The 25,150-nt window shown below is 75.0% G+C and carries 18 protein-coding genes; 7 read left to right on the top strand and 11 right to left on the bottom strand.

All coding sequences use genetic code 11. The features are described from left to right. Positions 1-144 precede the first annotated feature (144 nt). Genes glgX through treZ form a run of 3 tightly spaced genes read left to right on the top strand, consistent with a single transcriptional unit; the run spans position 145 to position 6,510 of the window. Positions 145-2,310, top strand: coding sequence for a glycogen debranching protein GlgX (gene glgX / locus HPC71_RS00695; protein ID WP_154615884.1), 2,166 nt, complete (start codon positions 145-147; stop codon positions 2,308-2,310). 2 nt (positions 2,311-2,312) lie between these two features. Next, on the top strand, positions 2,313-4,697 hold the full coding sequence (treY, locus tag HPC71_RS00690; protein ID WP_171895945.1) for a malto-oligosyltrehalose synthase: 2,385 nt from the start codon (positions 2,313-2,315) through the stop codon (positions 4,695-4,697). A 4-nt stretch (positions 4,698-4,701) separates the two neighbouring features. After that, positions 4,702-6,510, top strand: a complete 1,809-nt coding sequence (gene treZ, locus HPC71_RS00685; protein WP_154615886.1) for a malto-oligosyltrehalose trehalohydrolase — start codon at positions 4,702-4,704, stop codon at positions 6,508-6,510. A gap of 33 nt (positions 6,511-6,543) precedes the next feature. Here the strand turns inward: treZ and HPC71_RS00680 are convergent, their stop codons facing one another. The 3 genes from HPC71_RS00680 to HPC71_RS00670 are packed head-to-tail and all read right to left on the bottom strand — an operon-like array spanning position 6,544 to position 8,760. After that, positions 6,544-7,233 (bottom strand): NAD-dependent deacylase, encoded by a 690-nt coding sequence (locus HPC71_RS00680; protein WP_154615889.1) that lies wholly within the window; start codon positions 7,231-7,233, stop codon positions 6,544-6,546. Between the two features lie 37 nt (positions 7,234-7,270). After that, on the bottom strand, positions 7,271-7,792 hold the full coding sequence (locus HPC71_RS00675) for a DUF4333 domain-containing protein (RefSeq protein ID WP_154615891.1): 522 nt from the start codon (positions 7,790-7,792) through the stop codon (positions 7,271-7,273). Positions 7,793-7,815: 23 nt separating this feature from the next. Next, positions 7,816-8,760 carry a 1,4-dihydroxy-2-naphthoyl-CoA synthase gene (locus tag HPC71_RS00670; protein WP_154615893.1) on the bottom strand — a complete coding sequence of 315 codons (945 nt, stop codon included), beginning with the start codon at positions 8,758-8,760 and terminating at the stop codon, positions 7,816-7,818. Positions 8,761-8,831: 71 nt separating this feature from the next. Here HPC71_RS00670 and HPC71_RS00665 point away from each other — a divergent pair, with 71 nt between their 5' ends. Next, on the top strand, positions 8,832-9,284 hold the full coding sequence (locus HPC71_RS00665; protein WP_154615895.1) for a nitroreductase family deazaflavin-dependent oxidoreductase: 453 nt from the start codon (positions 8,832-8,834) through the stop codon (positions 9,282-9,284). Positions 9,285-9,416: 132 nt separating this feature from the next. Here HPC71_RS00665 and HPC71_RS00660 read toward each other — a convergent pair whose 3' ends face one another. The 5 genes from HPC71_RS00660 to HPC71_RS00640 all read right to left on the bottom strand — a co-directional run bounded on the left by HPC71_RS00660 (position 9,417) and on the right by HPC71_RS00640 (position 19,361). Further along, the gene (locus HPC71_RS00660) at positions 9,417-10,028 is read right to left on the bottom strand and encodes an ACT domain-containing protein (RefSeq protein ID WP_154615898.1); all 612 of its coding nucleotides are present in this window, start codon (positions 10,026-10,028) and stop codon (positions 9,417-9,419) included. Between the two features lie 44 nt (positions 10,029-10,072). Beyond that, entirely contained in the window at positions 10,073-11,902 is a 1,830-nt protein-coding gene (gene recD / locus HPC71_RS00655; protein ID WP_154615900.1) for an exodeoxyribonuclease V subunit alpha, read from the bottom strand. Next, on the bottom strand, positions 11,899-15,291 hold the full coding sequence (locus HPC71_RS00650; protein ID WP_171895944.1) for a UvrD-helicase domain-containing protein: 3,393 nt from the start codon (positions 15,289-15,291) through the stop codon (positions 11,899-11,901). The genes recD and HPC71_RS00650 overlap by 4 nt, the downstream gene beginning before the upstream one ends. Then, entirely contained in the window at positions 15,288-18,635 is a 3,348-nt protein-coding gene (gene recC / locus HPC71_RS00645; RefSeq protein WP_171895943.1) for an exodeoxyribonuclease V subunit gamma, read from the bottom strand. The genes HPC71_RS00650 and recC overlap by 4 nt, the downstream gene beginning before the upstream one ends. A 72-nt stretch (positions 18,636-18,707) precedes the next feature. Beyond that, positions 18,708-19,361, bottom strand: a complete 654-nt coding sequence (locus HPC71_RS00640) for a SemiSWEET family transporter (protein WP_154672475.1) — start codon at positions 19,359-19,361, stop codon at positions 18,708-18,710. Between the two features lie 306 nt (positions 19,362-19,667). On the opposite strand from HPC71_RS00640, the gene HPC71_RS00635 reads away from it, so the two are divergent. After that, positions 19,668-20,336 carry a hypothetical protein gene (locus tag HPC71_RS00635; protein ID WP_171895942.1) on the top strand — a complete coding sequence of 223 codons (669 nt, stop codon included), beginning with the start codon at positions 19,668-19,670 and terminating at the stop codon, positions 20,334-20,336. Between the two features lie 43 nt (positions 20,337-20,379). Here HPC71_RS00635 and HPC71_RS00630 read toward each other — a convergent pair whose 3' ends face one another. The 3 genes from HPC71_RS00630 to HPC71_RS20850 form a co-directional block, all read right to left on the bottom strand. After that, positions 20,380-20,847 (bottom strand): PGPGW domain-containing protein, encoded by a 468-nt coding sequence (locus HPC71_RS00630; protein WP_253943844.1) that lies wholly within the window; start codon positions 20,845-20,847, stop codon positions 20,380-20,382. A gap of 106 nt (positions 20,848-20,953) precedes the next feature. Next, entirely contained in the window at positions 20,954-21,535 is a 582-nt protein-coding gene (locus tag HPC71_RS00625; RefSeq protein WP_154615906.1) for a nuclear transport factor 2 family protein, read from the bottom strand. Between the two features lie 4 nt (positions 21,536-21,539). Further along, positions 21,540-22,349 carry a lytic transglycosylase domain-containing protein gene (locus tag HPC71_RS20850; RefSeq protein WP_253943843.1) on the bottom strand — a complete coding sequence of 270 codons (810 nt, stop codon included), beginning with the start codon at positions 22,347-22,349 and terminating at the stop codon, positions 21,540-21,542. A 284-nt stretch (positions 22,350-22,633) separates the two neighbouring features. Between HPC71_RS20850 and HPC71_RS00615 the strand changes: the two genes are divergently transcribed. Both HPC71_RS00615 and HPC71_RS00610 read left to right on the top strand, forming a co-directional pair. After that, complete coding sequence (locus tag HPC71_RS00615) at positions 22,634-23,455, top strand: adenylate/guanylate cyclase domain-containing protein (protein ID WP_171895940.1); 822 nt, start codon at positions 22,634-22,636, stop codon at positions 23,453-23,455. A gap of 30 nt (positions 23,456-23,485) precedes the next feature. Further along, positions 23,486-25,147 (top strand): FAD-binding dehydrogenase, encoded by a 1,662-nt coding sequence (locus tag HPC71_RS00610; protein ID WP_154615908.1) that lies wholly within the window; start codon positions 23,486-23,488, stop codon positions 25,145-25,147. Positions 25,148-25,150: the final 3 nt, after the last annotated feature.

Here is a 25,150-nt window from a genome sequence, read left to right as displayed (position 1 = left end):
GATCCTACTCACCGGTAGCACACCCCGCAGGGTGACGGTTCCCACGGGGCGGAGTGGGTATCGGACGCACCCCGGGGGCGTTCCCGCGCGCCCCGGACTTCGATCGATCCAAATCCACCACGCACGCACCACGAAGGGCACTCCATGACCGAGGTCTGGCCCGGCCAGCCGTACCCCCTGGGCGCGACGTTCGACGGCACCGGCACGAACTTCGCCCTCTTCAGCGAGGCCGCCGACCGCGTCGAGCTCTGCCTCTTCGACGAGTCCGGCGCCGAGACGCGCGTGGAGGTGACCGAGGTCGACGCGCTCGTCTGGCACTGCTACCTGCCGGCCGTCCAGCCCGGCCAGCGCTACGGCTACCGCGTGCACGGCCCGCACGACCCGGCCCAGGGCCACCGCTGCAACCCCAACAAGCTGCTGCTCGACCCCTACGCCAAGGCGACCAGCGGCACCATCGACTGGGACCAGGCGCTCTTCGGCTACGACTTCGGCGACCCCGACTCCCGCAACGACGACGACTCCGCCGCCCACATGACCAAGGGCGTGGTGATCAACCCGTTCTTCGACTGGGAGGGCGACCGCCCGCTGGGCGTCCCCTACAACGAGTCGTTCATCTACGAGGCCCACGTCAAGGGCCTGACCCAGCTGCACCCCGACATCCCCGAGGCCCAGCGCGGGACGTACGCCGGCCTGGCCCACCCCGCGGTCACCGAGCACCTGCAGAAGCTCGGCGTGACCGCGATCGAGCTGATGCCGGTCCACCAGTTCGTCCAGGACAGCACGCTGCTGGAGAAGGGCCTGCGCAACTACTGGGGCTACAACACCCTCGGCTTCTTCGCCCCGCACGACGAGTACGCCGCGTCGGCCGAGCCCGGTCAGCAGGTCCAGGAGTTCAAGTCGATGGTCAAGGCGATGCACGCCGCGGGCATCGAGGTGATCCTCGACGTGGTCTACAACCACACCGCCGAGGGCAACCACCTGGGCCCGACGCTGAGCTTCCGCGGCATCGACAACCAGGCCTACTACCGCCTCGTCGATGACGACAAGCGCTACTACATGGACTACACCGGCACCGGGAACAGCCTCAACGTCGGCCACCCGCACTCCCTGCAGCTGATCATGGACTCGCTGCGCTACTGGGTCACCGAGATGCACGTCGACGGCTTCCGCTTCGACCTCGCCTCGACCCTGGCGCGGGAGTTCTACGAGGTCGACCGGCTGGCGACGTTCTTCGAGCTCGTCCAGCAGGACCCGGTGGTCTCGCAGGTCAAGCTGATCGCCGAGCCGTGGGACATCGGCCCCGGCGGCTACCAGGTCGGCGGCTTCCCGCCGCAGTGGTCGGAGTGGAACGGCGCCTACCGCGACACCGTGCGCGACTTCTGGCGCGGCGAGCCGGCGCTCGGCGAGTTCGCCAGCCGTCTCGCGGGCTCCTCCGACCTCTACGAGCACTCCGGCCGGCGGCCGTTCGCGAGCATCAACTTCGTCACCGCCCACGACGGGTTCACCCTGCGCGACCTGGTGTCGTACAACGAGAAGCACAACGACGCCAACGGCGAGGACAACAACGACGGCGAGAGCCACAACCGCTCGTGGAACCACGGCGTGGAGGGCCCGACCGACGACCCCGAGGTGCTCACCGCCCGGGCGCGCGAGCAGCGCAACTTCCTGGCCACCCTGCTGCTGAGCCAGGGCGTGCCGATGCTGCTGCACGGTGACGAGATGAGCCGCACCCAGGACGGCAACAACAACACCTACGCCCAGGACTCCGAGATCGCCTGGATGCACTGGGACCGCGCCGACACCGCGCTGGTGGAGTTCACCGCCGCGATCGCCGAGCTGCGCCGCGCCCACCCGACGTTCCGCCGCAAGCGCTTCTTCACCGGCTCCGAGGTCCGCACCGGCGACGGCGAGCGGCTCAACGACATCGTCTGGCTGCACCCCGAGGGCCGGCCGATGGAGGACGGCGACTGGACCGCCGGCCAGCAGGTGATCGGCATGTACCTCAACGGCGACGGCATCGCCGGCCTCGACGCGCGCGGCCAGCGGATCCTCGACGACCACTTCCTGCTCTACTTCAACGCCGACGGCCCGACCGAGGTCACCCTCCCGCCCGATGAGTACGCCGCCGGGTGGGACGTCGTGGTCGACACCGGCCACGACAGCGACGCGACCGCGCTGAAGCCGGGCTCGACGCTCTGGCTGGAGACCCACAGCCTCGTGGTGCTCCAGCAGCACTCCGCGCCCGAGGCCGAGGTCGACACCTCCGTCGCGGCGTCGGTGGCCGCGCTGATCGAGAACGGGCAGGACTGAGCGTGGAGGGCAAGCACCGCGACCCCGGCCCCGCCGACGGCCAGCGGGTGCCGGTCAGCACCTACCGGCTCCAGGTCAGCGAGGACTTCGACCTCTTCGAGGCAACCCGCCGGCTGGCGTACCTGCGCGACCTCGGCGTGGACTGGGTCTACCTCTCCCCGCTGCTGGCCGCGGAGCCCGGCAGCACCCACGGCTACGACGTGGTCGCCCACGACCGGATCGACCCGGCCCGGGGCGGCGAGGCCGGGCTGGCCGCGCTGTCGGCGGAGGCCAGGCGGCTCGGGATGGGCGTGCTGGTCGACATCGTGCCCAACCACGTCGGCGTCGCGGCCCCCTCGGAGGACACCTGGTGGTGGGACGTGCTCAAGCACGGCCGCGCATCCGAGCACGCGACCGCCTTCGACATCGAGTGGGCCGCCGGCGACGGCCGGATCCGGATCCCGGTCGTCGGCGACGACGACCTCGACCCCTCCGGGGCGATCGGCAACCTCCGGGTCGTCGACACCCCCGACGGCGCCGAGCTGCTCTACCACGACAACCACTACCCGGTGGCTCCTGGAACCTGGTCCGAGGGCGACGACGCCAACGCCGTCCACGCCCGCCAGCACTACGAGCTCGTGCACTGGCAGGTCGCCGACGACGGGCTGAACTACCGCCGCTTCTTCGCCGTCAACAGCCTGGCCGCGGTGCGCGTGGAGGACCCCGAGGTCTTCGCCGAGTCGCACAAGGAGGTGCGGCGCTGGTTCGAGGAGGGCCTGGTCGACGGGCTGCGGGTCGACCACCCCGACGGCCTGCGCGACCCCAAGCGCTACCTCGACGACCTCGCCGAGCTGACCGGCGGCGCCTACGTGCTGGTCGAGAAGATCCTCGAGCCCGGCGAGCACCTGCCCGTGGACTGGGCGACCGCCGGCACCACGGGGTACGACGTGCTGGCCCACGTCGACCGGGTGCTGACCGACCCCGCGGGGCAGGAGCCGCTCGACGCGCTCGAGGCGCGGCTGCGCGGCGGGCCGGTCGACTGGCACGCGATGATCCACGACACCAAGCGCGAGGTCGCCGACGGGATCCTGGGCAGCGAGGTCCGGCGGATCACCCGCGAGGTGCGCCGGATCCTGCCGGCCGGCCCCGACACCACGACCGCGCGGATCGTCGACGCCGTGGCCGAGCTGCTGGCCTGCTTCCCGGTCTACCGCTCCTACCTGCCCGAGGGCCGCGCCCACCTCGACCAGGCGTTCGCGGCCGCCCGGGCGCAGCGCCCGGACCTGGTGGCGACGTTCGAGGCGCTGCTGCCGGTGCTCGCCGACCCGTGGACGCCGCCCGCGCGGCGCTTCCAGCAGACCAGCGGCATGGTGATGGCCAAGGGCGTCGAGGACTGCGCGTTCTACCGCTACTCCCGCCTCACCTCGCTCAACGAGGTCGGCGGCGACCCGAGCGTCTTCTCCCTCGACCCCGAGACCTTCCACGACCACATGCTGGTGCGCCAGGCCCGCTGGCCGCACGCGATGACGACGCTGTCGACCCACGACACCAAGCGCGGCGAGGACGTCCGGGCCCGGATCACCGCCCTCGCCGAGGTGCCCGAGGCGTGGACGGCGACGCTGGACCGGCTGCTGGCGCTCGTGCCGCTGCCCGACCCCGGCTTCGCCTCCCTGCTGTGGCAGGCCGTCCTCGGCGCCTGGCTGCCCTCGGACCCCGACCTCCGGTCGCGGCTGCACGGGTACGCCGAGAAGGCCATGCGCGAGGCCGGCGACCGGACCACGTGGACCGAGCCGGACGAGGCCTACGAGGCCGCGGTGCACGCCGCCGTCGACGGTGCCTTCGACCGCGACGACGTCCGCGCCACGATCGAGGGCTTCCTGCCGCTCGTCGTCGGCCCCGGCTGGGTCAACGCGCTCTCGGCCAAGCTGCTCTCGATCACGCTGCCCGGCGTCCCCGACGTCTACCAGGGCAGCGAGCTGTGGGAGCAGTCCCTCGTCGACCCCGACAACCGGCGCCCGGTCGACTTCGAGGCCCGCCGCACCATGCTCGAGCTCGCCGAGTGGTCCCCGCTCGGCGCGGCGCTCGACGACCCGGGCTCGGCCAAGATGCGCGTCGCCCACGCCGCGCTCACCCTGCGCCGCGACCGGCCCGAGCTCTTCGACGGGTACGTCGCCGTGCCGGCCCAGGGGCCGGCCGCCGACCACGCGCTCGCCTACGACCGCGGCGGCGCGATCGCCGTGGTCACCCGCCTGCCCGTCGGCCTGGCCGCCCGCGGCGGCTGGGGCGACACCACGCTCGCGCTGCCGCCCGGCCGGTGGCGCGACGTCGTGACCGACCGGCCCGCCTCGCCCCGGCTGGCCGAGCTGCTCGCCGAGTGCCCCGTGGCCCTGCTCGTCCGGGAGGACTGATCTGATGACCGTGCCCACCTCCGGCCTCACCGCTGGCCTGATCTCCGGGGCCCGCCCGCCCGCCCGCGGCCCGTTCGACCTGTGGGCGCCGCGGCCCTCCCGCGTCCGGCTCGCGATCGGTCCCGCCGAGGCGACCGAGGTCGTGGAGATGACCCGCGGGGACGACGACTGGTGGACGCCGCTGGAGCCGGTGCCGACCGACGGCGAGGTGGACTACGGCTACCTCGTCGACGACTCCGACGTGGTGCTGCCCGACCCGCGCTCGCGCCGCCAGCCGCAGGGGGTGCACGAGCGGTCGCGCACCTACGACCCCGCGTCGTACACCTGGGGCGACGGGGCGTGGACCGGCCGCCAGCTGGCCGGGTCGGTGCTCTACGAGCTCCACGTCGGCACGTTCACCCCCGAGGGCACCCTCGACGCAGCGATCGGGAAGCTGGACCACCTGCGCGAGATCGGCGTCGACCTGGTCGAGCTGCTGCCGGTCAACGGCTTCAACGGCACGCACAACTGGGGCTACGACGGGGTGCTGTGGCACACCGTCGCCGAGCAGTACGGCGGCCCGGCGGCGTACCAGCGCTTCGTCGACGCCTGCCACCAGGCCGGCCTCGGCGTGGTGCAGGACGTCGTCTACAACCACCTCGGGCCGAGCGGGAACTACCTGCCGGTCTTCGGGCCCTACCTCACCAGCGGGCGCAACACCTGGGGCGACTCGGTGAACCTCGACGGCGAGGGGTCCGCGGAGGTGCGCCGGTTCATCCTCGACAACGTGCGGATGTGGCTGCACGACTACCACGTCGACGCGCTGCGGCTCGACGCCGTGCACGCACTGGTGGACACCTCCGAGGTGCACCTGCTCGAGGAGATGGCGGTCGAGGTGGCCGCGCTCTCGGCCCATCTGCGGCGGCCGCTCACCCTGATCGCCGAGTCCGACCTCAACGACCCGGTGCTTGTCACGCCGCGCGAGGCCGGGGGCTACGGCCTCGACGCGCAGTGGAGCGACGACTTCCACCACGCGGTGCACGTGGCGCTGACGCGGGAGACGACCGGTTACTACGCCGACTTCGAGCCGCTCGCGGCGCTGGTCAAGGTCTGCGAGCGGGGCTTCTTCCACGACGGCACGTGGTCCTCCTTCCGCGAGAGCGACCACGGCGTGCCGATCGACACCGAGAAGATGCCCACCTGGCGGCTCGTGGTCGCCAACCAGAACCACGACCAGATCGGCAACCGCGCCGTCGGCGACCGGATCGCCGAGGCCCTCGACGACGACCAGCTGGCCTGCGCGGCGCTGCTGACCCTGGCCGGCCCGTTCACGCCGATGCTCTTCCAGGGCGAGGAGTGGGCCGCCTCGACGCCGTTCCAGTTCTTCACCTCCCACCCCGAGCCGGAGCTCGGGAAGGCCACCGCCGAGGGGCGGATCGCGGAGTTCGCGAAGATGGGCTGGGACCCCGCGGTCGTGCCCGACCCCCAGGACCCGGAGACCTTCCGCCGCTCCACGCTGGACTGGAGCGAGCTCGCCGAGGGCCGGCACGCGGTGCTGCTCGACGTCTACCGCCGGCTGGCGACCCTGCGGCGCACCGTCCCCGCGCTCACCGACCCGGCGTTCACCTCGATCTCCTGCACCGCCGACGAGGCCGCCCGCGTCTTCACGATGGAGCGCGCCGGCACGCTGATGGTGATCAACTTCGGCGACGAGCCCGCCGAGCTCACCGTCGACCCCGACCTCACCGTCCTCTTCGCCACCCCCACCGGCGCCGAGCACCTCCCCGGCGGCGCGCTCGCACTGCCGCCGCACGTCGGGGTGCTGCTGGGGTAGGGGCCCGGGCGTGGACCGGGGTCGGGGCGCCGGTCAGCGGCCGAGGAGCTCCTCGACCCAGGCGGGGACGAGCTCGCCGGCGCGGCCGTGCCGGGTCTCGTCGAAGAGCGTGGTGACCTCGCTGACCTGGAGGTTCAGCTCGAGGGTGCGGGCGCCGTACGCCGCGGCCTGCTGCACGAAGCCGGCGGCCGGGTAGACCGCGCCCGAGGTGCCGATCGAGACGAACAGGTCGGCCGACTCGAGCGCGAGGTAGATCCGGTCCATCTCATAAGGGATCTCGCCGAACCAGACCACGTCCGGGCGCAGGTCCGGCGTGCCGCAGCGCGGGCACGGGGGCAGGTCGGCGAGGTCGCGCTCCCAGCGCGAGCGGCTGCGGCAGGCACGGCACACGGCCGAGAGCAGCTCGCCGTGCATGTGCAGCACGCGGCTCGAGCCGGCCCGCTCGTGCAGGTCGTCGATGTTCTGGGTGACCACGAGCAGGTCGTCGCCGAGCGCCTCCTCCAGCCGCGCGAGCGCGTGGTGGGCGGGATTGGGCGCCACCGCGGCCAGCGCCTTGCGGCGGGCGTCGTAGAAGCGGTGCACCACGAACGGCTGGGCGTCGTACGCCTCGGGCGTGGCGACGTCCTCGACGTGGTGCCCCTCCCACAACCCGTCGGCGTCCCGGAAGGTGGGCACCCCGCTCTCCGCGGAGATACCGGCCCCGGTCAGCACGACGACCTTCATGCCGCCGAGTTTGTCAGGTCGCCGGGCGTCTCGCTGGTCACCCCGCAAGACGGAACCGGAGACGTACGTCGAGGCCGTCGACGGCGCGCACGATCGCCTCGACCTCGGTGCGCCCCTCGCCGTCCGGCGGGGCGGCCCGGCAGGACACGGATGCACCGACCACGCCGAGCAGGTCACCGGCGCAGACGACCTCCCCGACGACGTACCCGTCCTCGCCGAGGCCACGCAGGACCGTCCGCGCGACCCGGTCAGCCGCCACGACCGGCACCGTGGTGAAGACCGGGCCGGCGTCGCCCTCCTCGGTGACCCTCGCGCGCACCGTGACGACGTCGCGGCGCACCGCCACCCGGCAGTCCCGGGTGGCACCCACCTCGGCCGCGAGGGGTCCGTCGCAGCGGACGTCGACGCGGGTGTCCCCCGCGCCCGGGTAGAGCGAGGCGACCTCCTCGGCGAGCGCCTCCGCGGAGAGGTCCTGCGGCTGCGCGGTGCACGCGACCATGCCGGTGACGGTGCCGCCGGCCGCGGCCAGCGCAGCGGCGAGGAGCAGGAGACGTCGCACGGGCGGCCGGTGCCCTAGCCGTTTCAGTAGTACCAGGGGTAGGGCGACCAGTCGGGGTCGCGCTTCTCCAGGAACTGGTCGCGCCCCTCCTGCGCCTCGTCGGTCATGTAGGCCAGGCGGGTGGTCTCGCCGGCGAAGAGCTGCTGCCCGACCAGGCCGTCGTCGATGGCGTTGAAGGAGTACTTCAGCATCCGCTGCGCGGTCGGGGACTTGCCGTTGATCAGCCGGCCCCACTCCAGCGCGGTCGCCTCGAGCTCGGCGTGCGGGACGGCGCGGTTGACCGCACCCATCCGGACGCCGTCCTCGGCGGAGTACTCCTGGCCAAGGAAGAAGATCTCGCGGGCGAACTTCTGGCCGACCTGGCGGGCGAGGTACGCCGACCCGAACCCGCCGTCGAAGGACCCGACGTCGGCGTCGGTCTGCTTGAACCGCGCCTGCTCGATGCTGGCCAGGGTCAGGTCGCACACGACGTGCAGGCTGTGCCCGCCGCCGGCGGTCCACCCGGGGACCACGCAGATGACGACCTTGGGCATGAACCGGATCAGCCGCTGCACCTCGAGGATGTGCAGCCGGGCCAGCCGGGCCTTGTCGATGGGGCTGGGCTGCTCGGCGCCGGTGTCCGCCGAGCCGGCGGCGACGTCCTCGTACTGGTAGCCGGCCTTGCCGCGGATGCGCTGGTCGCCGCCGGTGCAGAAGGCCCACTTGCCGTTCTTCTCGCTCGGGCCGTTGCCGGTGAGCAGGACGCAGCCGACGTCGGCGCTGGTGCGGGCGTGCTCGAGGACGCGGAGCAGCTCATCGACCGTGTGCGGCCGGAAGGCGTTGAGCACGTCGGGCCGGTCGAAGGCGACGCGGACGGTGCCGTGGGCCTTCGCGCGGTGGTAGGTCAGGTCGGTCAGGTCCTCGAAGCCGGGGACCGCGTCCCACTGCTCGGCGTCGAAGATCTCCGACACCCCGTCGATCGCGCTCATGCGCCCGACCCTAGTCGGGGCGCGCCGGGGCCCCGGGAATAGGTGGGCGCCGGTCGGGGCTCCGGAGAGGCATGGACCTCTTGGACGGTGAGTACCAGCCCAGCCCCGACCAGTGGGTGCGCGACCAGGTCGAGACCTACGAGCGCACCGGCGGCCGCGAGGCCGCCACCTTGATGGACAAGCCGGAGTGGCCGATCGTCGTGATCACCTCCCGTGGCGCCAAGTCCGGCAAGCTGCGGAAGAACCCGGTGATGCGGGTCGAGCACGACGGCGTGTACGCCGCGGTGGCCTCCAAGGGCGGCGCCCCGGAGCACCCCGGCTGGTACGCCAACTTCCTCGCCCACCCGGTCGTCCAGCTCCAGGACGGCCCCGAGCCGGCGCTCTACCGGGCCCGGGTCGCCACCGGCGCGGAGCGCGCGCAGTGGTGGGAGCGCTGTGTCGCCCAGTACGCGCCGTACGCGGAGTACCAGGAGAAGACCGACCGGGAGATCCCCGTCTTCCTCCTCGAGCGCGTCGAGGACTGAGCCTCTCCGCGTTCGGGTCGCGGGGTAGTCCGCCACGTACGCGCCCTTGCCGGGATGGTCCGACACACACGCGCCCTTGGCGGCGAGATCCAGGGCGCAGGTGTGGCGGACTATCCCGCCCGGGGGCGGGGGTCAGCCGACGCGGGCCATGGTCTGGGCGAGGCCGACGAGGTGGTCGAGCCGGGCGAGCTCGGAGTCGAGGAACTCCGGGCCGCCGCGGCGGCCGATCACGATGATCTCGTTGCCGTCGAGGCGGACCGCGGCGTAGATCGTCACGTCGTCGCCCTCCATCTCGAGCCGCTCGGTGCGGTCGATCTCCACGAACTCCAGGCCGTCGGGGGCGGCCTCGGTGCGGTGGCGGACGCCGGAGACGCGGTGGACGCGGGCGGCCCAGTCCGCGCGGAAGGTGATCGGCAGCAGGTCGACACAGCGGTCCACGGCCTCGGCGGGCTTCGCGGTCAGCTCCTCGACGGCCTCGAGGTCCAGGACGAGGTTGCCGCCGGCGGCGTACCGGCTGATCCACACCACTTGCACGCCGTCGAGCTGGTTGCAGGCCGAGACCACCGAGTCCGGCATCGCCCCACCCGACATCTCGAGCAGCACGTCGTCGAGCGCGGTGCCGTCGTGGCGCTTCTCGACGATCTCGATCGCCTCGATGTCGCCGCCGGCCTCACCGATCGCGGTCGCCAGGCGGCCCAGCGAACCGGGGACGTCGGGCAGCTCGACGCGCAGGAGGAAGGGCATGCCCGGACCCTAGACCGCGCAGGTTGCGTGATGGTTTCCCGATGTCACGCACCGGACCCGGCCGCGCGGGCGGCCCGGGCGGCCTGGAGCCGCTGGCGCAGGCCGGTGGCGCGCTCGGCGCTGGTCTCCACCGCGGCCCGCACCGCCGCCTCCGAGCCGACCACGCGCACGTGCTGCTGGGCGCGGGTGACCGCGGTGTAGAAGAGCTCGCGGCTGAGCAGCCGCGACCCCTCCTCCGGCAGCAGCACGGTCACCCGCCGGGCCTGGCTGCCCTGGCTCTTGTGGATGGTCATCGCGTGCATCGTCTCGACCGCGTCGAGCCGGCCGGGGGCGAAGTCGTGCAGGCCGCCGGAGCCGGCGATCCAGGCGCGGACCCGGCCGTCCTCGCCGAGCACCACCGCGCCGGTCTCGCCGTTGTAGACCTCCAGCGCGTGGTCGTTGGTGGTCACCAGCAGCGGCCGGCCGACGTACCACGGGTGGTGGAGGTCCTCGCCGATCTCCTCGGCCAGCCACTGCTCGACGGTGCGGTTCCAGACGCGTACGCCGTAGGGCCCCTCGCGGTGCGCGCAGAGCAGCCGGTGGTCGTCGAGCGCGTGGACCGCGGCCTCGGCGTCGCCGCGCTCGGCGGCCCGGCGGACGGCGAGGGCCGAGGCGAGTGCGTCGGGGCGCAGCACGCCCGCGGGGTCGTCGGTCTCGACGTACTCCACCTCCGGCGACGGGGTGCGCAGGGCGGCCAGGACCTCGTCGGCCGTGCCGGTGCGCAACGCCTCGGCGAGGGTCTTGATGTCCTCGGTCGAGCGGTAGTTCTCGGTCAGCGAGACCACCGGGGAGGCCGGGTCCCCCTCGTGCCCGGCGACCAGGTCGGAGAGGACGGCGCCGGCGCCGACCGAGGTGAGCTGGCGGGGGTCGCCGACCAGCAGCAGCCGCGCCTGCGGGCGGACCGCCTCGAGCAGGCGCGCCATCAGGGTCAGCTCGACCATCGAGGACTCATCGACCACGACCACGTCGTACGTCAGCCGGTTGGTCCGGTCGTGCCGGAACCGGGTCGCGTTGTCGGGCCGCCAGCCCAGCAGCCGGTGCAGGGTCATCGCGTCGAGCCCGCGACCACGGCCGCTGGTCCGCAGCAGCCGGTCGCGGTCCTCGGCCGGGAGCCCGGCCAGCTCGGTCTCCACCGCCTCCTGGAGCCGGGCCGCCGCCTTGCCGGTGGGGGCGCTGAGGGCGACCGAGAGCCGCTCGCCCCGGGCGGCGGCCTGGTCGGCGAGGACGGCGAGGATGCGCGCGACCGTCGTGGTCTTGCCGGTGCCGGGGCCGCCGGTCAGCACCGTGGTCCACTGCCGCACGCTGCGGTCGGCCGCGTCGCGCTGCTGGTCGCTGAGCCGGCCGCCGCCCACGCGATCCAGGGCCGCGGCGAGCGCGGCCTCGTCGACGGGCGGCGGGGGCTGCTCGGCCCGGGCCACGAGGTCGGCGCAGACCTGCTGCTCGAGCCGGTGGTAGCGGTCGAGGTAGAGCAGGCCGTGCTCGAGCCGCAGGGCACCGCTGCCGACGAGCCGGGAGCGGGCGACCGCCGCCAGCCACGCCTCCGGCTCGGGCAGCGCGAGCCCGGGGACCAGGTCGCGGACGAGGTCGGGGAACCGGGTCAGGTCGACCGCGACCGAGCCGTGCCGGACCGCGCGGACCGCCAGCGCGAGCGCGAGCAGCACCGGCTCGGCGTCCGCCCCCTCGCCGGTCTCCCCCGCGAGGTCGGCCACCCGGGTGGCGACGTGCAGGTCGCCGGCCTCGAGCAGGCCGGCCCGGTTGAGTGCGCCGAGCAGGCCGTCGGCGCCCCGGGCGAGGCGGTGGTCGTGGTCGCCGACCGGTTCGAAGAGCTCGGTCATGCGGACACCTCCTGGGAACCCCGGCTGTCGACCCGGCCGTCGAGCAGGTCGGAGAGTGCCTCGACCAGCGCGACCGGCGGACGCCAGGTGAAGATCCCGCACGGCTCGCCGTCCACGAGCGGGGTGCCGGGGCCGCACATGCCGCGCAGGTAGAGGTAGAGCACCCCGCCGAGGTGCACCTCGGGGTCGTACCCGGGCTGGCGCCAGCGCAGGAAGCGGTGCAGCACCGCGGCGTACAGCAGCGCCTGGAGCGGGTAGTCGGAGTGGCCCATCGCGCCGGCGAGCGCGTCGGGGCGGTACGCCGCCGCGGTCAGCGGCTCGTCGATCGGGCCGAGCCAGTTGGTCTTGTAGTCGACCACCACGTAGCGCGGCCGGCCCTGCTCGTCGCGCAGCCGCAGCACCACGTCGACCGAGCCGGTCAGGTAGCCGCGCAGGCTCTGCGCGCCGAGCGCCGGCTGGTCGAGCTGGTCGGCGTAGGCCCGCACCGGGTCGCCCTCGGGCAGGTGGCGGCGCAGCAGCGGCGCGAGGTCGCCGAGCCGGGCGCCGCGGCCACCGGCCGCCGGCAGGTCGCCCCCGGACAGCGGCAGCTCGAACTCCATCTCGCGCAGCCGGTCGCGCAGCGGCACCCGGCGCAGCGTGGTGGACGCGACCGTCCCGCCGACCGAGCCGAGCGGGGAGTCGCAGACCGCGACGAGGGCGTCGGCCAGGCGCTCGGGGTCCAGCGGCACCGGCCAGCGGACCAGCTGCTCGCGGACGTGGCCGAGCAGCTCCTCGCGCAGGTCGGGCGCGTCGGGGTCGGCGTGCTCGAGCACGGCGTGGACCAGGGAGCCGAAGGTCGCCCCGACCGGCAGGTCGGCCATCGGGGAGAGCACGGCCTCCCCGGCGGCGGGCGCCGCCTCCTCGGTAGCGGAGGTGGCCGGCGCGGGCACGGGCAAGGCGGGTTCGTCCTCCTTCGCGACCGACTCCGGCTCGCTGCCGACCCCGCCGGGCGCGGCCGCGGCGGCGACCACCTCCACGCGGGTCAGCGCGGAGTACGACGTCCGCCGCCACGCCACGTCGACCTCGCGGCCGAAGCGGCGCAGGCCGAGCGCCGGCAGGGCGGGCCGCTCGGGGTCGGGCCCCGGGTCGGCGAGCACGGCCGGCTCGACGGTCGGCCCGCCCGCGGCCTGCCACCGGGTGAGGAACTCCGCGGCCTCGTCGTCGCTGCGGTTGGCGAACTCGGCGGGCACCTCGGCCATCCCGGGCCGGCGGCCCAGGACCATCCGGTGCAGCGGCGAGCTGGGGGTGTTGCGGGTCGGCGACCACCAGGCGACGACCTGGGAGCGGGCGCGGGTCAGGGCGACGTACAGCAGGCGGAGGTGCTCGGCGGCCTCCTCGTCGGCCCAGCGGCGGACGTGGTCGTCCCAGCCGTCCCCGCCGGGACCGCCGACCGCGAGGCAGCGGCGGCCCTGCGCGTCGTGGAAGAGCGGGGTCGAGGGCTTGGGGACGTTGCGGTCGGCGAGGGCGGGCAGGTAGACGACGGGGTACTCCAGGCCCTTGCTGGCGTGGATCGTCACCAGCTGGACCGCGGCGGCGTCGGAGTCCAGCCGGCGGGTCCGCTCGGCCCCGCGGCCCTCCTGCGCGTCGGCCATCTGCTGGCGCAACCAGGTGACCATCGCGACCAGGCCGAGCCGCTCGGTGAGCGCGGCCTCGTGCAGCGCCTCCCCGAGGTGGCGCAGGTCGGTGAGCCGGCGCTCGCCGCCGACCTCGGCGAGGACCCGGGCGGGCAGGCCGCCGACGGTGGCGGCCTCGAGGACCGCGGCGACGCCGCGGCGGGTGAAGACCTCGACCCAGGAGCGCAGCGTGTCGGCGACGTCGTCGGTCAGCCGGTCGCCGCCGGCGTCGAGCTCGGCCGCGGTGTGGCCGAAGAAGCAGGTCAGCGCCGCGGTCCGCACCCGCGCGCTGCGGTGCGGCTGCTCGAGCGCCTCGAGCAGCTCGAGCCACTCGGTCGCCGCGGGGGTGGCGAAGACGCTGCCGCCGCCGGCGATGACGGCCGGCACCCCGACCTCGTGCAGCGCGGCCCGGCACGCGGCCAGGTCGGCGTGGCGGTAGCTGATCACGGCCACGTCGCGGGGCTCGAGCGGCCGGCCCTCGAACGTCGCCCCGGAGGCCAGCAGCCGGCGCACGTCGAGCGCGAGGTCGCGGGCGATGTGGGGCCGGGTCTGGCTGACGTAGAGCGGGGCGGTCCCCCGCCGGCCGAGCTGGTCGCGGCGCAGCACCCGCAGCCGGAACGGCGCGGTGCTCGGCGCCCCCGCGAGCCGCGAGCCCGCGTGGTGGTGGGTCACGTCGTGCACGACGATCCGCGGGTCGCCGAGCTCGGCGCCGCGCAGCACGGTCTGGAAGGCGTCGAGCAGGGCCTCGTCGCTGCGCCAGTTGACCGGCAGCGTCTTGGTGGTGGTCGCGGTCGCCGCGGCCTGGAGGTACGTCGTCACGTCGCCGCCGCGGAAGGCGTAGATCGCCTGCTTCGGGTCGCCGATGAGCACCATCGTCGCGTGCCCGGTGAAGGCCCGGTCGAGCACCTGCCACTGCACCGGGTCGGTGTCCTGGAACTCATCGACCAGCACGATGCTCCACCGCTGCCGCATCCGCGCGCGGGCCGGCGCGTCGGGGTGCTCGAGGGCGTCGGCGAGCTGGGCGAGCAGGTCGTCGTAGGACAGCACGCCGAGCCGCCGCTTGCGGCGCTCCATCTCGGCGCGGACCGCCCGGGCGAAGGCGACCCGGCGGCCGGCGGGCGTGGTGCGGTCCTGGTCGGCGGGCTCGAGCCGGGCCTGCGGGTCGCCGACCACGGTCCGGGCGATGCCCATCGCCTCCGCGCGGCTGAAGGCCGGGTCGGTCTCGGCGAAGGCGAAGGCGCGCAGGTAGAGGTCGTCGACCACCTCGGTCAGCAGGTCGTCGAGGTCCTCGACCAGCCGCGCGCGGGCGTCGGTGTCGCCGGCCACGCCCAGCGAGCCCAGCACCATCGAGCAGAACTGGTGGGTGGTCGCGATCGTCGCGCCGTCGAACCCGGCGAGCGCCTCGCTGACCCGGCGGTGCCGACGCGCCCGCTCGCCCTCGTCGCAGGCGAGCAGCAGGTCGATGAGGGCGGAGGGCTCCGCCGGCGCCAGGGTCGGGTCGTCGGCGAGCGCGCGCTCGGCCTCCACCAGCTGGGTGCGGACCCGCTCGCGGAGCTCCTGGCTGGCCGCGCGGCCGAAGGTCACCACGAGCATCCGCTCGAGCGGGCAGGCCCCCTCGGCGACGTACCGGGTCACGAGCGCGGCGATGGTCCAGGTCTTGCCGGTGCCGGCGCTCGCCTCGAGCAGGGTGGTGCCGGTCGGCAGCGGGTCGCGGATGTCGAAGGCCTCGGCGCTCACAGGGCGGCCACCCGCTCCCCGCCGGTCAGCAGCGGCTCCCACACCTGCCAGGCGTACGTCGCCAGGCCGGCGTCGAGCAGGACCGAGACCGGGGCCCGCTCGCCCCACACGCGGACGTGGTGGGGGTCGGCGTCCTCGTTCTCGATGCCCCACGGGTTGCCCGGGTTGGTGCACCACTCGCGCTCGGCGGCCTGCGCGGGCGAGCGGTCGTTGCCCATCAGCTCCAGCAGGTGCGCCTCCGCCCAGGCGTGGGCGGTCGCCACCGGGATCGGCAGCGGACGACTCAGGCCGAGGTCCATCAGCTCGACGAGCCGGCGCAGCCAGTCCGTCGCGCGGTGGTCGAGCGGCCCGGACAGGGCACGCTTCGGGCCGGCCTTGTCGCGGCCGACGGCGTGGGCGGTCCAGTGCTCGTCGGGGCGGCCGGCGCTGAGCGCGAGCAGGTCGACCCAGGAGGCCAGCCGCTGCCTGGCCTTGAGCCGGGAGTAGGTGAGCGTGACGATCCGCGTGGCGTGGACGCGCTGGACGACGCCGCTGAGCCGGCGGCCGTCGCCGAGGGCCACGTCGACGTCGATGCTGCGCGCGGCGCCGACCCGGAGGTCGGCGGTGTGGTCCCACAGCTGCTGGGACTCCCGGGCCACCTCGTCGAGCTTCTGGTGGCCCAGCCGGCCCGGCGGGAGCGAGCCGCGGAGCTGCTCGGCGGTGAGCACCGCGGTGGCGTCCTGCCCGGCGAGGAGCTCGGTCAGCAGCCGGTCGCCGACCTCCCAGGAGCGCAGCCCGTCGAGGTCGACCGGGATCGCGTCGCTGACCTCCTCGGCCGAGCGGGGGCTGCCGATGTCGAGCCGGCGGCGCAGGAACGCGCGGACCGGGTGGCGCAGGAAGTCGTGGAGGTCGGCCAGCGCGACGTCCTCGGTGTCCCGCTCGGCCAGCGGGCCGGGCAGGAACGGCGGGCGCGGGTGCCGCTCCCCGAGCGCGGCGCGGGCACCGAGGAGGGCGGGCTCGTCGAAGCCGAACGGACCGGGGACGCCGAGGGCGCCGTCGGTGAAGGTGCGGGCGTCGTAGGGCTGGAGCGGGTGGCGCACGACCACGCGGTCGCGGACCGGCGCGCCCGTGGTGCGGTCGAGCGCGTCGAGCACCTCCCCGAGCGGGACCGCCGGCGGGCGGGCGGCGCCGGAGTGCTCGTTGGCGCCGGTGTAGGTGACCACGAGGGTCTCGGTCGCGGCCATCACGGCGTCGAGGAGCAGCTGACGGTCCTCGCTGCGGGGATCCCGCTCGCCGGTCAACGGGCGGCGGGCGAGCACGTCGTCGCCGTCGACGGAGCCGGTGCGCGGGAAGACCCCGTCGTCGAGGCCCACCAGGCAGACCACGCGGTGCGGCACCGAGCGCATCGGGACCATCGTGCAGACGGTGAGCGTGCCGGTGCGGAAGTTGGCCCGGGTCGGGCGCCCCGCCAGCCGCGACTCCAGCAGCGCGCGGACGTCGGCCAGCCGCAGCGGTACGTCGGCGCCCGCGCCCGCCGACTCCACCGCGCGGGCGAGCTCGCGCTCGAGCTGCGGCAGCTGCCAGGCGTCGTCGAGGGGGACGTCGGTGAGCGCGCGGACGCCCTCGTGGAGCGCGGCCATCCAGTCCCCCACCTTGCCGGCCGACCCGAGCGCCCGCAGGCACTCCTCGAGGCGGGCCATCAGCTCGGCGAACCGGCCGACGAGGTCGATGTCGCCGCTGCCGACGTCGTCGAGCGGGAGCCCGCGGCCGAGGTGGCGGTGGTCGTCGCCGCTCATCACCACGCCCAGCAGGACGCGGTCGAGGCCGGCGCGCCAGGTGTTGTGCTCGAAGCGGTTCATCGCGAAGCCCGCGCGGCCCTCCGCGTCGAGGCCCCACCGGATGCCGGCGTCACCGACCCAGCGGGTGACCCGGGCCAGCTCGTCGTCGGTCAGCCGGAACCGGGCGCGCACCGGCTCCGCGGCCATCAGGTCGAGCACCTCGCTGGCGGTGACCCGCCCGCCGGCGAGCTCGACGAGCCGCGCCGCGACCGAGAGCAGCGGGTTGGTGCTGGTCAGCGCCCGGTCCGCGAGCCGCACGCGGAGCCGGTGGGCGGGGTGGCCGCGGTCGTCGGGGACCACGTCGGCCAGCCCGAACCCGGCCGCGACCAGCGGCGCATAGGTCTCGATGTCGGGGCACATGACGAGGATGTCGCGCGGCTCGAGCGTCGGGTCGTCGGCCAGCAGCCCGACGAGCACCTCGCGGAGCACGTCGACCTGGCGGGCGGGACCGTGGCAGGCGTGGACCTGGACGCTGCGGTCGCCCGCGGCGAGGGTGCGGCCGGCGCGGGTGGTGGCGTCGGGGGCGGCGTTGGCCCGCAGGTCGTCCTGGAGCCAGCCGAGCAGCGTGCCGGGCGGCTCGGTCGCGGGGTCGTGCTCGTGCTCCTCGGCCGGCGCGGTGGCGAGCGTCCGGCGCAGCTCGCGGGTGTCGCGGCCGAGCGAGGCCAGCAGGGGGTGGCCGACCCGCAGGGCGGTGTCGTCGTCGGCACGGACCACCGGGCCGGCGAGGTCGGCGAGGTCGGCGAGGTCGGCGAGGTCGCGCCACAGGCCCGGGGAGGGCTGCGGCAGCCACAGGTGGACCTCCCGGCTCTCCGCGAGGGCCCCGAGCAGCTCGACCTCGGTCACCGGCAGCCGGGTGTGGCCGAAGAGGGAGAGCCGGTCGGGCAGGTCGAGCCCCGCGCCCCCGGCACGCAGCGCGGCCAGGGTGGCGGCGTGGCGGACGTCGGGCGGGTCGAGCGGCACCCGGTCGAGCAGCCGGCGCCACAGCTCGGCCTGCCAGTGGAGGTCCTCGTCGAGCGGCCCGCCGGCCCCGTCGGTGTCGCAGCCCGCGCGCCAGTCGGCCACCAGCGTGGGTCGTTGGACGGCGTAGGAGGCGTAGAGCCCGGCGAGCCGCCGCGCGACCGACCAGCGGCGGTTGCGCCGCAGCGCGGCCTCCTCGCCGTCGAGACCGTGCCCGAGGTGGCGGGCCAGCGTGGCGCACCAGGGCTCGTCGAGGCTGTCGTCGATGACGCCGAGCAGCGGCCACACCAACCGGTCGGGGTCCCACGGGTCGTCGCGGTCACGGTCGAGCAGCAGCCCGACGAGCGAGCGCGGGCTGAGGAACCGGACGCCCGCGCACACCCCGTCCGCCCCGCCCGGCGACGTACCGAGCCGGTGGGAGAGCCGCTGGGTCAGCCAGCGCTCGACGCCCTTGGCCGGGACCGCCACGACCTCCTCCGCGAACGGGTCCGCCAGCGGGCGCGACAACAGCTCGCCGAGCGCGTCGGCGAGCAGGTCGGTCCGCGGGGCGGAGTGGAGGTGGAGCGGCACGCGGCGCAGCATGCCATCCGGCGCCGACAGACCCCCCGAGGTGGGCCCGGTGCGGCCGGGCGGCGGGAGGGCTTAGGCGACCAGGCTCAGCTCGTCGGTGGACCCGGCCGGCGCGGGCAGGCGGACCAGCCGGGCGTGCACGTGGGCGGGCAGGCCGACCCGGACGAGGATCGCGATCGAGCCGAGGGTGGCGACGGCGGCGTAGATGACGTTCGCCTCGACACCGGCGAGCACGCCGTAGGCACCGGCGAACCCGGCGTCGACGATGAGCATCACCCAGCCGGAGACGGCGATCGCGGCGACGTCGTGGCTGCGCCAGGCGGTGAGCGCGGCCGGCGTCACGAGCAGGGCGACCGAGCAGCCGAGGACGACCGTGGCCGGGCCGGGCCCGACCCACAGCGCGGAGAGGCCGGCGGCCCCGACGACGCCCGTCCACAGCACCGGCAGCCACAGCCGGTCGCGCGAGCCGCCCCGGCGCCAGGCCAGCACGAGCGCGCCGAGGGTCGCCGGGATGCTGACCGCGGCGGGCAGGGCCACCCACACGTCGCGCTCGATGACGCCGTACGTCGTCCAGGCCAGGTTGCTGATGCTCGAGCAGGCGAGCGCGGCGACGCTGACGCCGGCCGCGGAGGTCGTGCGCCGCAGCTTGCGGAACTGCGGCACGGTGTAGCCGAAGGCGAGAAGGGTGGCGGCGAGTCCGATCAGGCTCGCGAGCTCGAGGGGCACTGCTGGTCCGTCCTGTTCCTTGGCGCGCGGTGGCGCGCACGTACGACGCGGCCGTCCCGCGGTGGCGGGACGACCGCGAGGGTCGTTGCTGGGTGGTTGCTGCTGGGTGGAGCCGAGCGGCGCACGCCGGCGCGTGGTCAGCCGGGGCCGCTCACGGGAAATCGTACGGCCTGGCACCACGGTTGTCGGACAATCTTGCGGTCGCTGAGCCTCCGGGCGGGGTGATCTCCGGCACACCGGGTGCCTAACCTGCCCCGGCCTGGCTCGTTGACCCCGTGGAAGGTCCCGCCAGCCCCAGGAGTCGCCATGTCGCACCCCGTCCTCCGCCAGCTCCTGACCGCGGTCGCGGCCGTCGCCCTCGTGGTCGGCTCGGTCGTCGGCACCGGGGTGCTGCTCACCTCCGCGGGCACCTCCGCCGCGGCGGCGCCGCCGAACTGCATCGCCGAGCAGAACGCCTTCGACGACGAGGCTGCCCGCGCCGACCGGCTCTCGCGGTCGCTGACGAAGAAGAACGAGAAGGTCAAGGCGGCCCGGAAGGCCTACCAGCAGGCGGCGAAGGGCTCGCAGCAGCGCGCCCGGGCGAAGAAGAAGCTGACCGCGGCCAAGGCGGCCAAGCAGCGGGTCCGGCGCGACCTGGCCCAGGCGCGCGCCGACCGGGAGGCCGCCCGCCAGGACCTCGCCGACTGCCGCGCCCTGGCGACCGCCACCACCTCCCCGAGCGGCAGCACGAGCCCGACCGCCACCGCGACCGCGACCGTGACGATCAGCCCGAGCCCCAGCGCCGACCCGACGTGCGACCCGTCGCCGACCGCCACCGGCTCCCCCTCCGTCACCACCAGCCCGCTGCCGACGGCCACCCCCACGAGCACGACGTCACCGACCGCCAGCCCGACCGCCGACCCGTGCGGGGGCGGAAGCCCGCTGGACCCGCTCTGCGAGCTCCTGCCGATCCCGATCCTCTGCTCGCTGCCCTGAGATCGGCGGGCTGAGCCCGGGGCAGGCCGCGCCGAGCGAGGGGTCAGCCCGCGGCGCGGTCGCTGTGGTCGGCGCGGTGCGTGTCGCGCTCGAGGGCGGCGACGGCGTGCGGCTTGCCGTGGAAACGGCGGTAGCTGTAGACGAGCAGCCCCACCGCGACGATCGCCGAGACGATCTGGGTGATGCCGGTGGCGATGCCGCCGGGCAGCCACCAGGAGTCCGCGAGCATCCACCAGGTCGGGGCGTCGGGCTTGACCATCCACAGCACGCCGGCGGCGGCGAGCACCAGCGCGCCGGTGGTGGTGAGCGCGATCCGGAGCGGGGTCTCCACCGACTCCGCGGCGCCCCGGAGCGCGCGGTACTTCACCGGGTCCAGGCGCCGCTCGGCCCACTCGTACTGCTGGCTCAGCACGGCGAGACCACCGAAGAGCATGAGCAGTCCCGGGCCGGGGAGGACCAGCGCGGCGATGCCGGCCACGACCAGGACCCAGCCGACCACCTCGAGCGTCACCCGACGGGCCGCCCCCTTCACCGGTCCCGCTCCACGGTCTCGACCCCATCCTGCATGGGGTCGAGCATCCCAGAACGGGGCAAGCCGGCGCACGCCGGCGCGGCGGTCATCCGCCACCCCGAGCGCCGGCCGGCCCGCCGCCGTACGTCGCGACGTAGGCCCGCCCGTCCTCGTCGAGGCGGCCGTGGGCCTCGGCGACGGCCGCCCACCGCAGCGTGGTGCGCAGGAAGCGCAGCGGGTTGTAGACGTCCTCCTCGCGGGAGAACAGCCCGTCGCCGGCGTAGGTCATGATCGTGAGGTTCGACTCCTCGTGCACCGAGCCGTCGCCGGGGTCGGGCATCAGGTTGCGCACCTCGCAGACCAGCCGCGAGCGCTCGACGTCGATCGTCGACCAGGCCAGCGGGAAGCCGGTCATCACCCGCCCGGGGAAGCTCGTCATCGTCCGGACCGACCAGGCGCGGATCTCCTCGCGGCCGCGGAAGGTGCCGTAGGCGTGCTCGACGTACGTCGCGTCCTCGGTGAACAGGTCGGCGTACCCGTGCCAGTCGCCGCTCGCGGTGAACCCCGCGACCCGCTCCTGGAACGCGGCGTACGCCTCGGTGATCTCGGCGGCGCCGAAGGTCCCCGTCCGGTCCGCCCCGCCTGCCGGGTCCGCCCGGTCCCCCAGCTCCGTCGCGTCGAGCGTCATCCGCTCACCCCGTCCGCTCGGCGTAGGAGGTCGCCGCGGCGTGCACGGCCACGACGTACTCCTGCGCGTGGTTGTAGGAGAACACCGCCGCGGACCAGCCCGCGCCGGTGGTGAGGTCGTGGCGGTCGGCGCACAGGTAGCCCACCGCGGCGAGCGCTGCGTCGTCGACGTCGTTCGGGTCGGCCGTCCCGTCGCCGTCCCCGTCGGCGGCCCACCGCTCCCACGTCGAGGGGATGAACTGCATCGGCCCGACGGCGTGGTCCCACGTGGGGTTGCCGTGCCACCGGGTCGAGGACGGCGTCGCGCGGATCGCGGCGACCTTGCCGCGGCCGTCGAGCGCGGGGCCGAGGATCGGCTCGGAGGAGCGCCCGTCGGCGCCCAGCGTGCGGCCGTCGATCGTGCCGTGCTGGGACTCCACCCAGCCGATGCCGGCGAGCGTGGTCCAGCCGATCGAGCAGCCCGCGGGCGCCATCAGCGTCGCCCGGCCGTACGCCGTGATCGCCGGCAGCGGGATCCCCGCGCGCTCCGCGGTGGTGGCCGCCCACCCCGGGTCCACCACCGGTACGTCGCCGGGCGACCGCCCGGCGACACCGCTCGCGGACCGGCCGGAGCCCCCGGCCGCCCCGGCTGCCCCGGCGGGCGCCGGCGCGGCCTCGGGTGGGCCGACCGGCCCATCGGCCGGCGCGCCGCCGATGATCGGGCCCGCGGGCCGGCCGCGCGCGGGGTCGAGCACCCCCTGCTGGAGCCAGGTCGCGGCGCCGGCGAGCACCGCGAGCACCACCAGGAACAGCAGCACCGCGGGCAGCGCGCGCACGCGCCCGGTCATCGGGGCGTACCCGGGCAGGCAGGGTCGCCGGCGCACCGCGTGGGGACGCGTGCGGCCAGCTGCCTGTGGTGCGTGACGACGATGACGACCTCCCGACCCTCCAGCATGGTGGCCTCCGCGTCGCGTGTCGAGGTCCCGTCCGGCCCTGCCGGGCACCTGCCTTCGGCCCTGGCGGCTGCCGGGCGCCGGCCCGGGCGCCGGCCCCGGCGGCCGGGCGGGGCGCTTCTCGGACAACGGCCCACGCGACCGGGCGGGTGCACGATGATCCTCCGGTGAGCACCTCGACGCTGCTGCTGGTCGTCGCCGTCGTGCTCGAGGCCGTCGGCCTCGCGGTGCTGCTCGGCCTGTGGCTCGGCAGTCGCCGGCGGGTCCGGTTCCTCCGGGCCAAGGTGGCCGCCCTGCGCGGCGAGCGGCGCCCGCCGCGGCGGCTCGTGCCGCGGCCCGACGAGGTGGTCAAGGCGGTGTGGGAGACCGCCGCGCTCGTGCGGGAGAAGGGGTTCGGCGGGGCGCTGCGCAGCTCGGTGGAGGAGCTGGCCGGGTGGGCGCAGGTCGAGCGGCCCGACCTGGTCCGGATGGCCGGGGCCGACGGCACGGTCGCGATCCTCTTCTCCGACATCGAGGGCTCCACCGCGCTCAACGACCAGCTCGGCGACAAGGCGTTCGTGCGGCTGCTGGCCCGCCACGACCAGCTGGTCCGCGACCGCGTGGCCCGCCACGGCGGCCACGTCGTGAAGACCCAGGGCGACGGGTTCATGGTCGCCTTCCCCACCGCCGAGGCCGCCGTGCGCTGCGCCGCGTCGATCCAGCGCGCCCTGGACCGCGGGCGGCTGCGGGGGCGGACGCCGGTCGCGGTGCGGATCGGCGTGCACCAGGGCGACGTGGTCCACCGCGACAACGACATCTTCGGCCGCAACGTCGCCCACGCCGCCCGGGTGGCGGCCCTCGCCGAGGGCGGGGAGGTGCTGGTCAGCGGACCGGTCGCCGACGCCCTCGCCGACCTCGACGACGTCGTCCTCGACCAGCCGCGGGCCGTGGAGCTCAAGGGGCTCGCCGGCGAGCACCTCGTCGCGGCCGTCGACTGGTCGCTGGCCTGACCGCCCCGACCCGGTGGGAGCATGACGGGCATGGATGGGTGGAGCGCCGACCTCGTCGTCGTGGGAGCCGGCCTCGCCGGCCTGGTCGCCGCCGCGGAGGCCGCCGACGCGGACCGCAGCGTGCTCCTGCTGGACCAGGAGGGCGAGCAGAGCCTCGGCGGCCAGGCCTTCTGGAGCCTCGGCGGGCTGTTCCTCGTCGACAGCCCCGAGCAGCGCCGCATGGGCGTCAAGGACAGCCTGGAGCTGGCGCGGCAGGACTGGTTCGGCAGCGCGCAGTTCGACCGGCCCGAGGACCGCTGGCCCCGCGCGTGGGCCGAGGCCTACCTGCAGTTCGCCGCCGGTGAGAAGCGCGCCTGGCTGCGGCAGATGGGCCACCGGGTCTTCCCGGTCGTCGGCTGGGCCGAGCGCGGCGACGGCACCGCCAGCGGCCACGGCAACTCCGTGCCCCGCTTCCACATCACCTGGGGCACCGGCCCCGGCGTCGTCGCGCCCTTCGAGCGCCGGGTCCGCGAGCACGTCGCCACCGGCCGCATCCGCCTCGGCTTCCGGCACCGCGTCGACGAGCTGCTCGTCGAGGGCGGCGCGGCCGTCGGCGTACGCGGGGCGCTGCTGGAGCCCACCTCCGTGGACCGCGGCCGGCCGTCGAGCCGCACGGTGGTCGGCCACTTCGAGGCGCGCGGCGCGGCGGTCGTCGTGACCAGCGGCGGGATCGGCGGCGACCACGACCTGGTGCGCCGCAACTGGCCCGCCCGGCTCGGCACCCCGCCGAAGCGGATGGTCGCCGGCGTCCCCGCCCACGTGGACGGCCGGATGCTCCAGATCACCCAGGACGCCGGCGCGAACGTGGTCAACCCCGACCGGATGTGGCACTACGTCGAGGGCTTGCGCAACTGGGACCCGATCTGGGCCGACCACGGCATCCGGATCCTCCCCGGCCCCTCCTCGCTGTGGCTGGACGCGGAGGGCAACCGCCTCCCGGCGCCGTACTTCCCCGGCTTCGACACCCTCGGCACGCTGCGCCACCTGCGTGCCACCGGCCACGACTACTCCTGGTTCGTGCTCACCCAGCGGATCATCGAGAAGGAGTTCGCGCTCTCGGGCTCCGAGCAGAACCCCGACCTCACCGGCAAGGACCTCAAGCTCCTGCTCTCCCGGGTCAAGAAGGGCGCGGCCGGGCCGGTCGAGGCGTTCAAGCAGCACGGCGAGGACTTCGTGGTCGCCGAGACGCTCGAGGAGCTCGTCGCCGGGATGAACCGGGTCGCCGACGACGACGTCCCGCCGCTGGAGGTGTCCCGCGTGCGCACGATCGTCGAGGCGCGCGACCGCGAGATGGACAACACCTACAGCAAGGACGCCCAGGTCACCGCGATCCACGGGGCCCGCACGTTCCTCGGCGACAAGCTGATCCGCGTCGCCCGCCCCCACAAGCTGCTCGACCCGGCGGCCGGCCCGCTCATCGCCGTACGGCTCAACATCCTCTCCCGCAAGACCCTCGGCGGGCTGGAGACCGACCTCGAGGGGCGCTGCCTGCGCGCCGACGGCAGCGCGTTCCCCGGCCTGTACGCCGCGGGCGAGGTGTCGGGCTTCGGCGGCGGCGGGATGATGGGCTACAACGCGCTCGAGGGGACCTTCCTCGGCGGCTGCCTGTTCTCCGGGCGGGTCGCCGGCCGCGCCGCGGCGCGAGCCGTCTGACGG

It is taken from the genome of Nocardioides marmotae (genome assembly GCF_013177455.1).
Classification (GTDB): domain Bacteria; phylum Actinomycetota; class Actinomycetes; order Propionibacteriales; family Nocardioidaceae; genus Nocardioides; species Nocardioides marmotae.
Note: the sequence above shows the minus strand (reverse complement) of the source record. Positions and strands in the feature narration are given on the sequence as shown.

Bases quoted from the DNA above. Each gene is read 5' to 3' on its own strand.
- HPC71_RS00610 (WP_154615908.1), top strand. From the start codon at position 23,486: ATGGATGGGTGGAGCGCCGACCTCGTCGTCGTGGGAGCCGGCCTCGCC.
- glgX (WP_154615884.1), top strand. From the start codon at position 145: ATGACCGAGGTCTGGCCCGGCCAGCCGTACCCCCTGGGCGCGACGTTC.
- HPC71_RS00660 (WP_154615898.1), bottom strand. From the start codon at position 10,028: ATGCCCTTCCTCCTGCGCGTCGAGCTGCCCGACGTCCCCGGTTCGCTG.
- treZ (WP_154615886.1), top strand. From the start codon at position 4,702: ATGACCGTGCCCACCTCCGGCCTCACCGCTGGCCTGATCTCCGGGGCC.
- HPC71_RS00670 (WP_154615893.1), bottom strand. From the start codon at position 8,760: ATGAGCGCGATCGACGGGGTGTCGGAGATCTTCGACGCCGAGCAGTGG.
- HPC71_RS00625 (WP_154615906.1), bottom strand. From the start codon at position 21,535: ATGACGCTCGACGCGACGGAGCTGGGGGACCGGGCGGACCCGGCAGGC.
- recD (WP_154615900.1), bottom strand. From the start codon at position 11,902: ATGACCGAGCTCTTCGAACCGGTCGGCGACCACGACCACCGCCTCGCC.
- HPC71_RS00680 (WP_154615889.1), bottom strand. From the start codon at position 7,233: ATGAAGGTCGTCGTGCTGACCGGGGCCGGTATCTCCGCGGAGAGCGGG.
- HPC71_RS00665 (WP_154615895.1), top strand. From the start codon at position 8,832: ATGGACCTCTTGGACGGTGAGTACCAGCCCAGCCCCGACCAGTGGGTG.
- HPC71_RS00635 (WP_171895942.1), top strand. From the start codon at position 19,668: ATGTCGCACCCCGTCCTCCGCCAGCTCCTGACCGCGGTCGCGGCCGTC.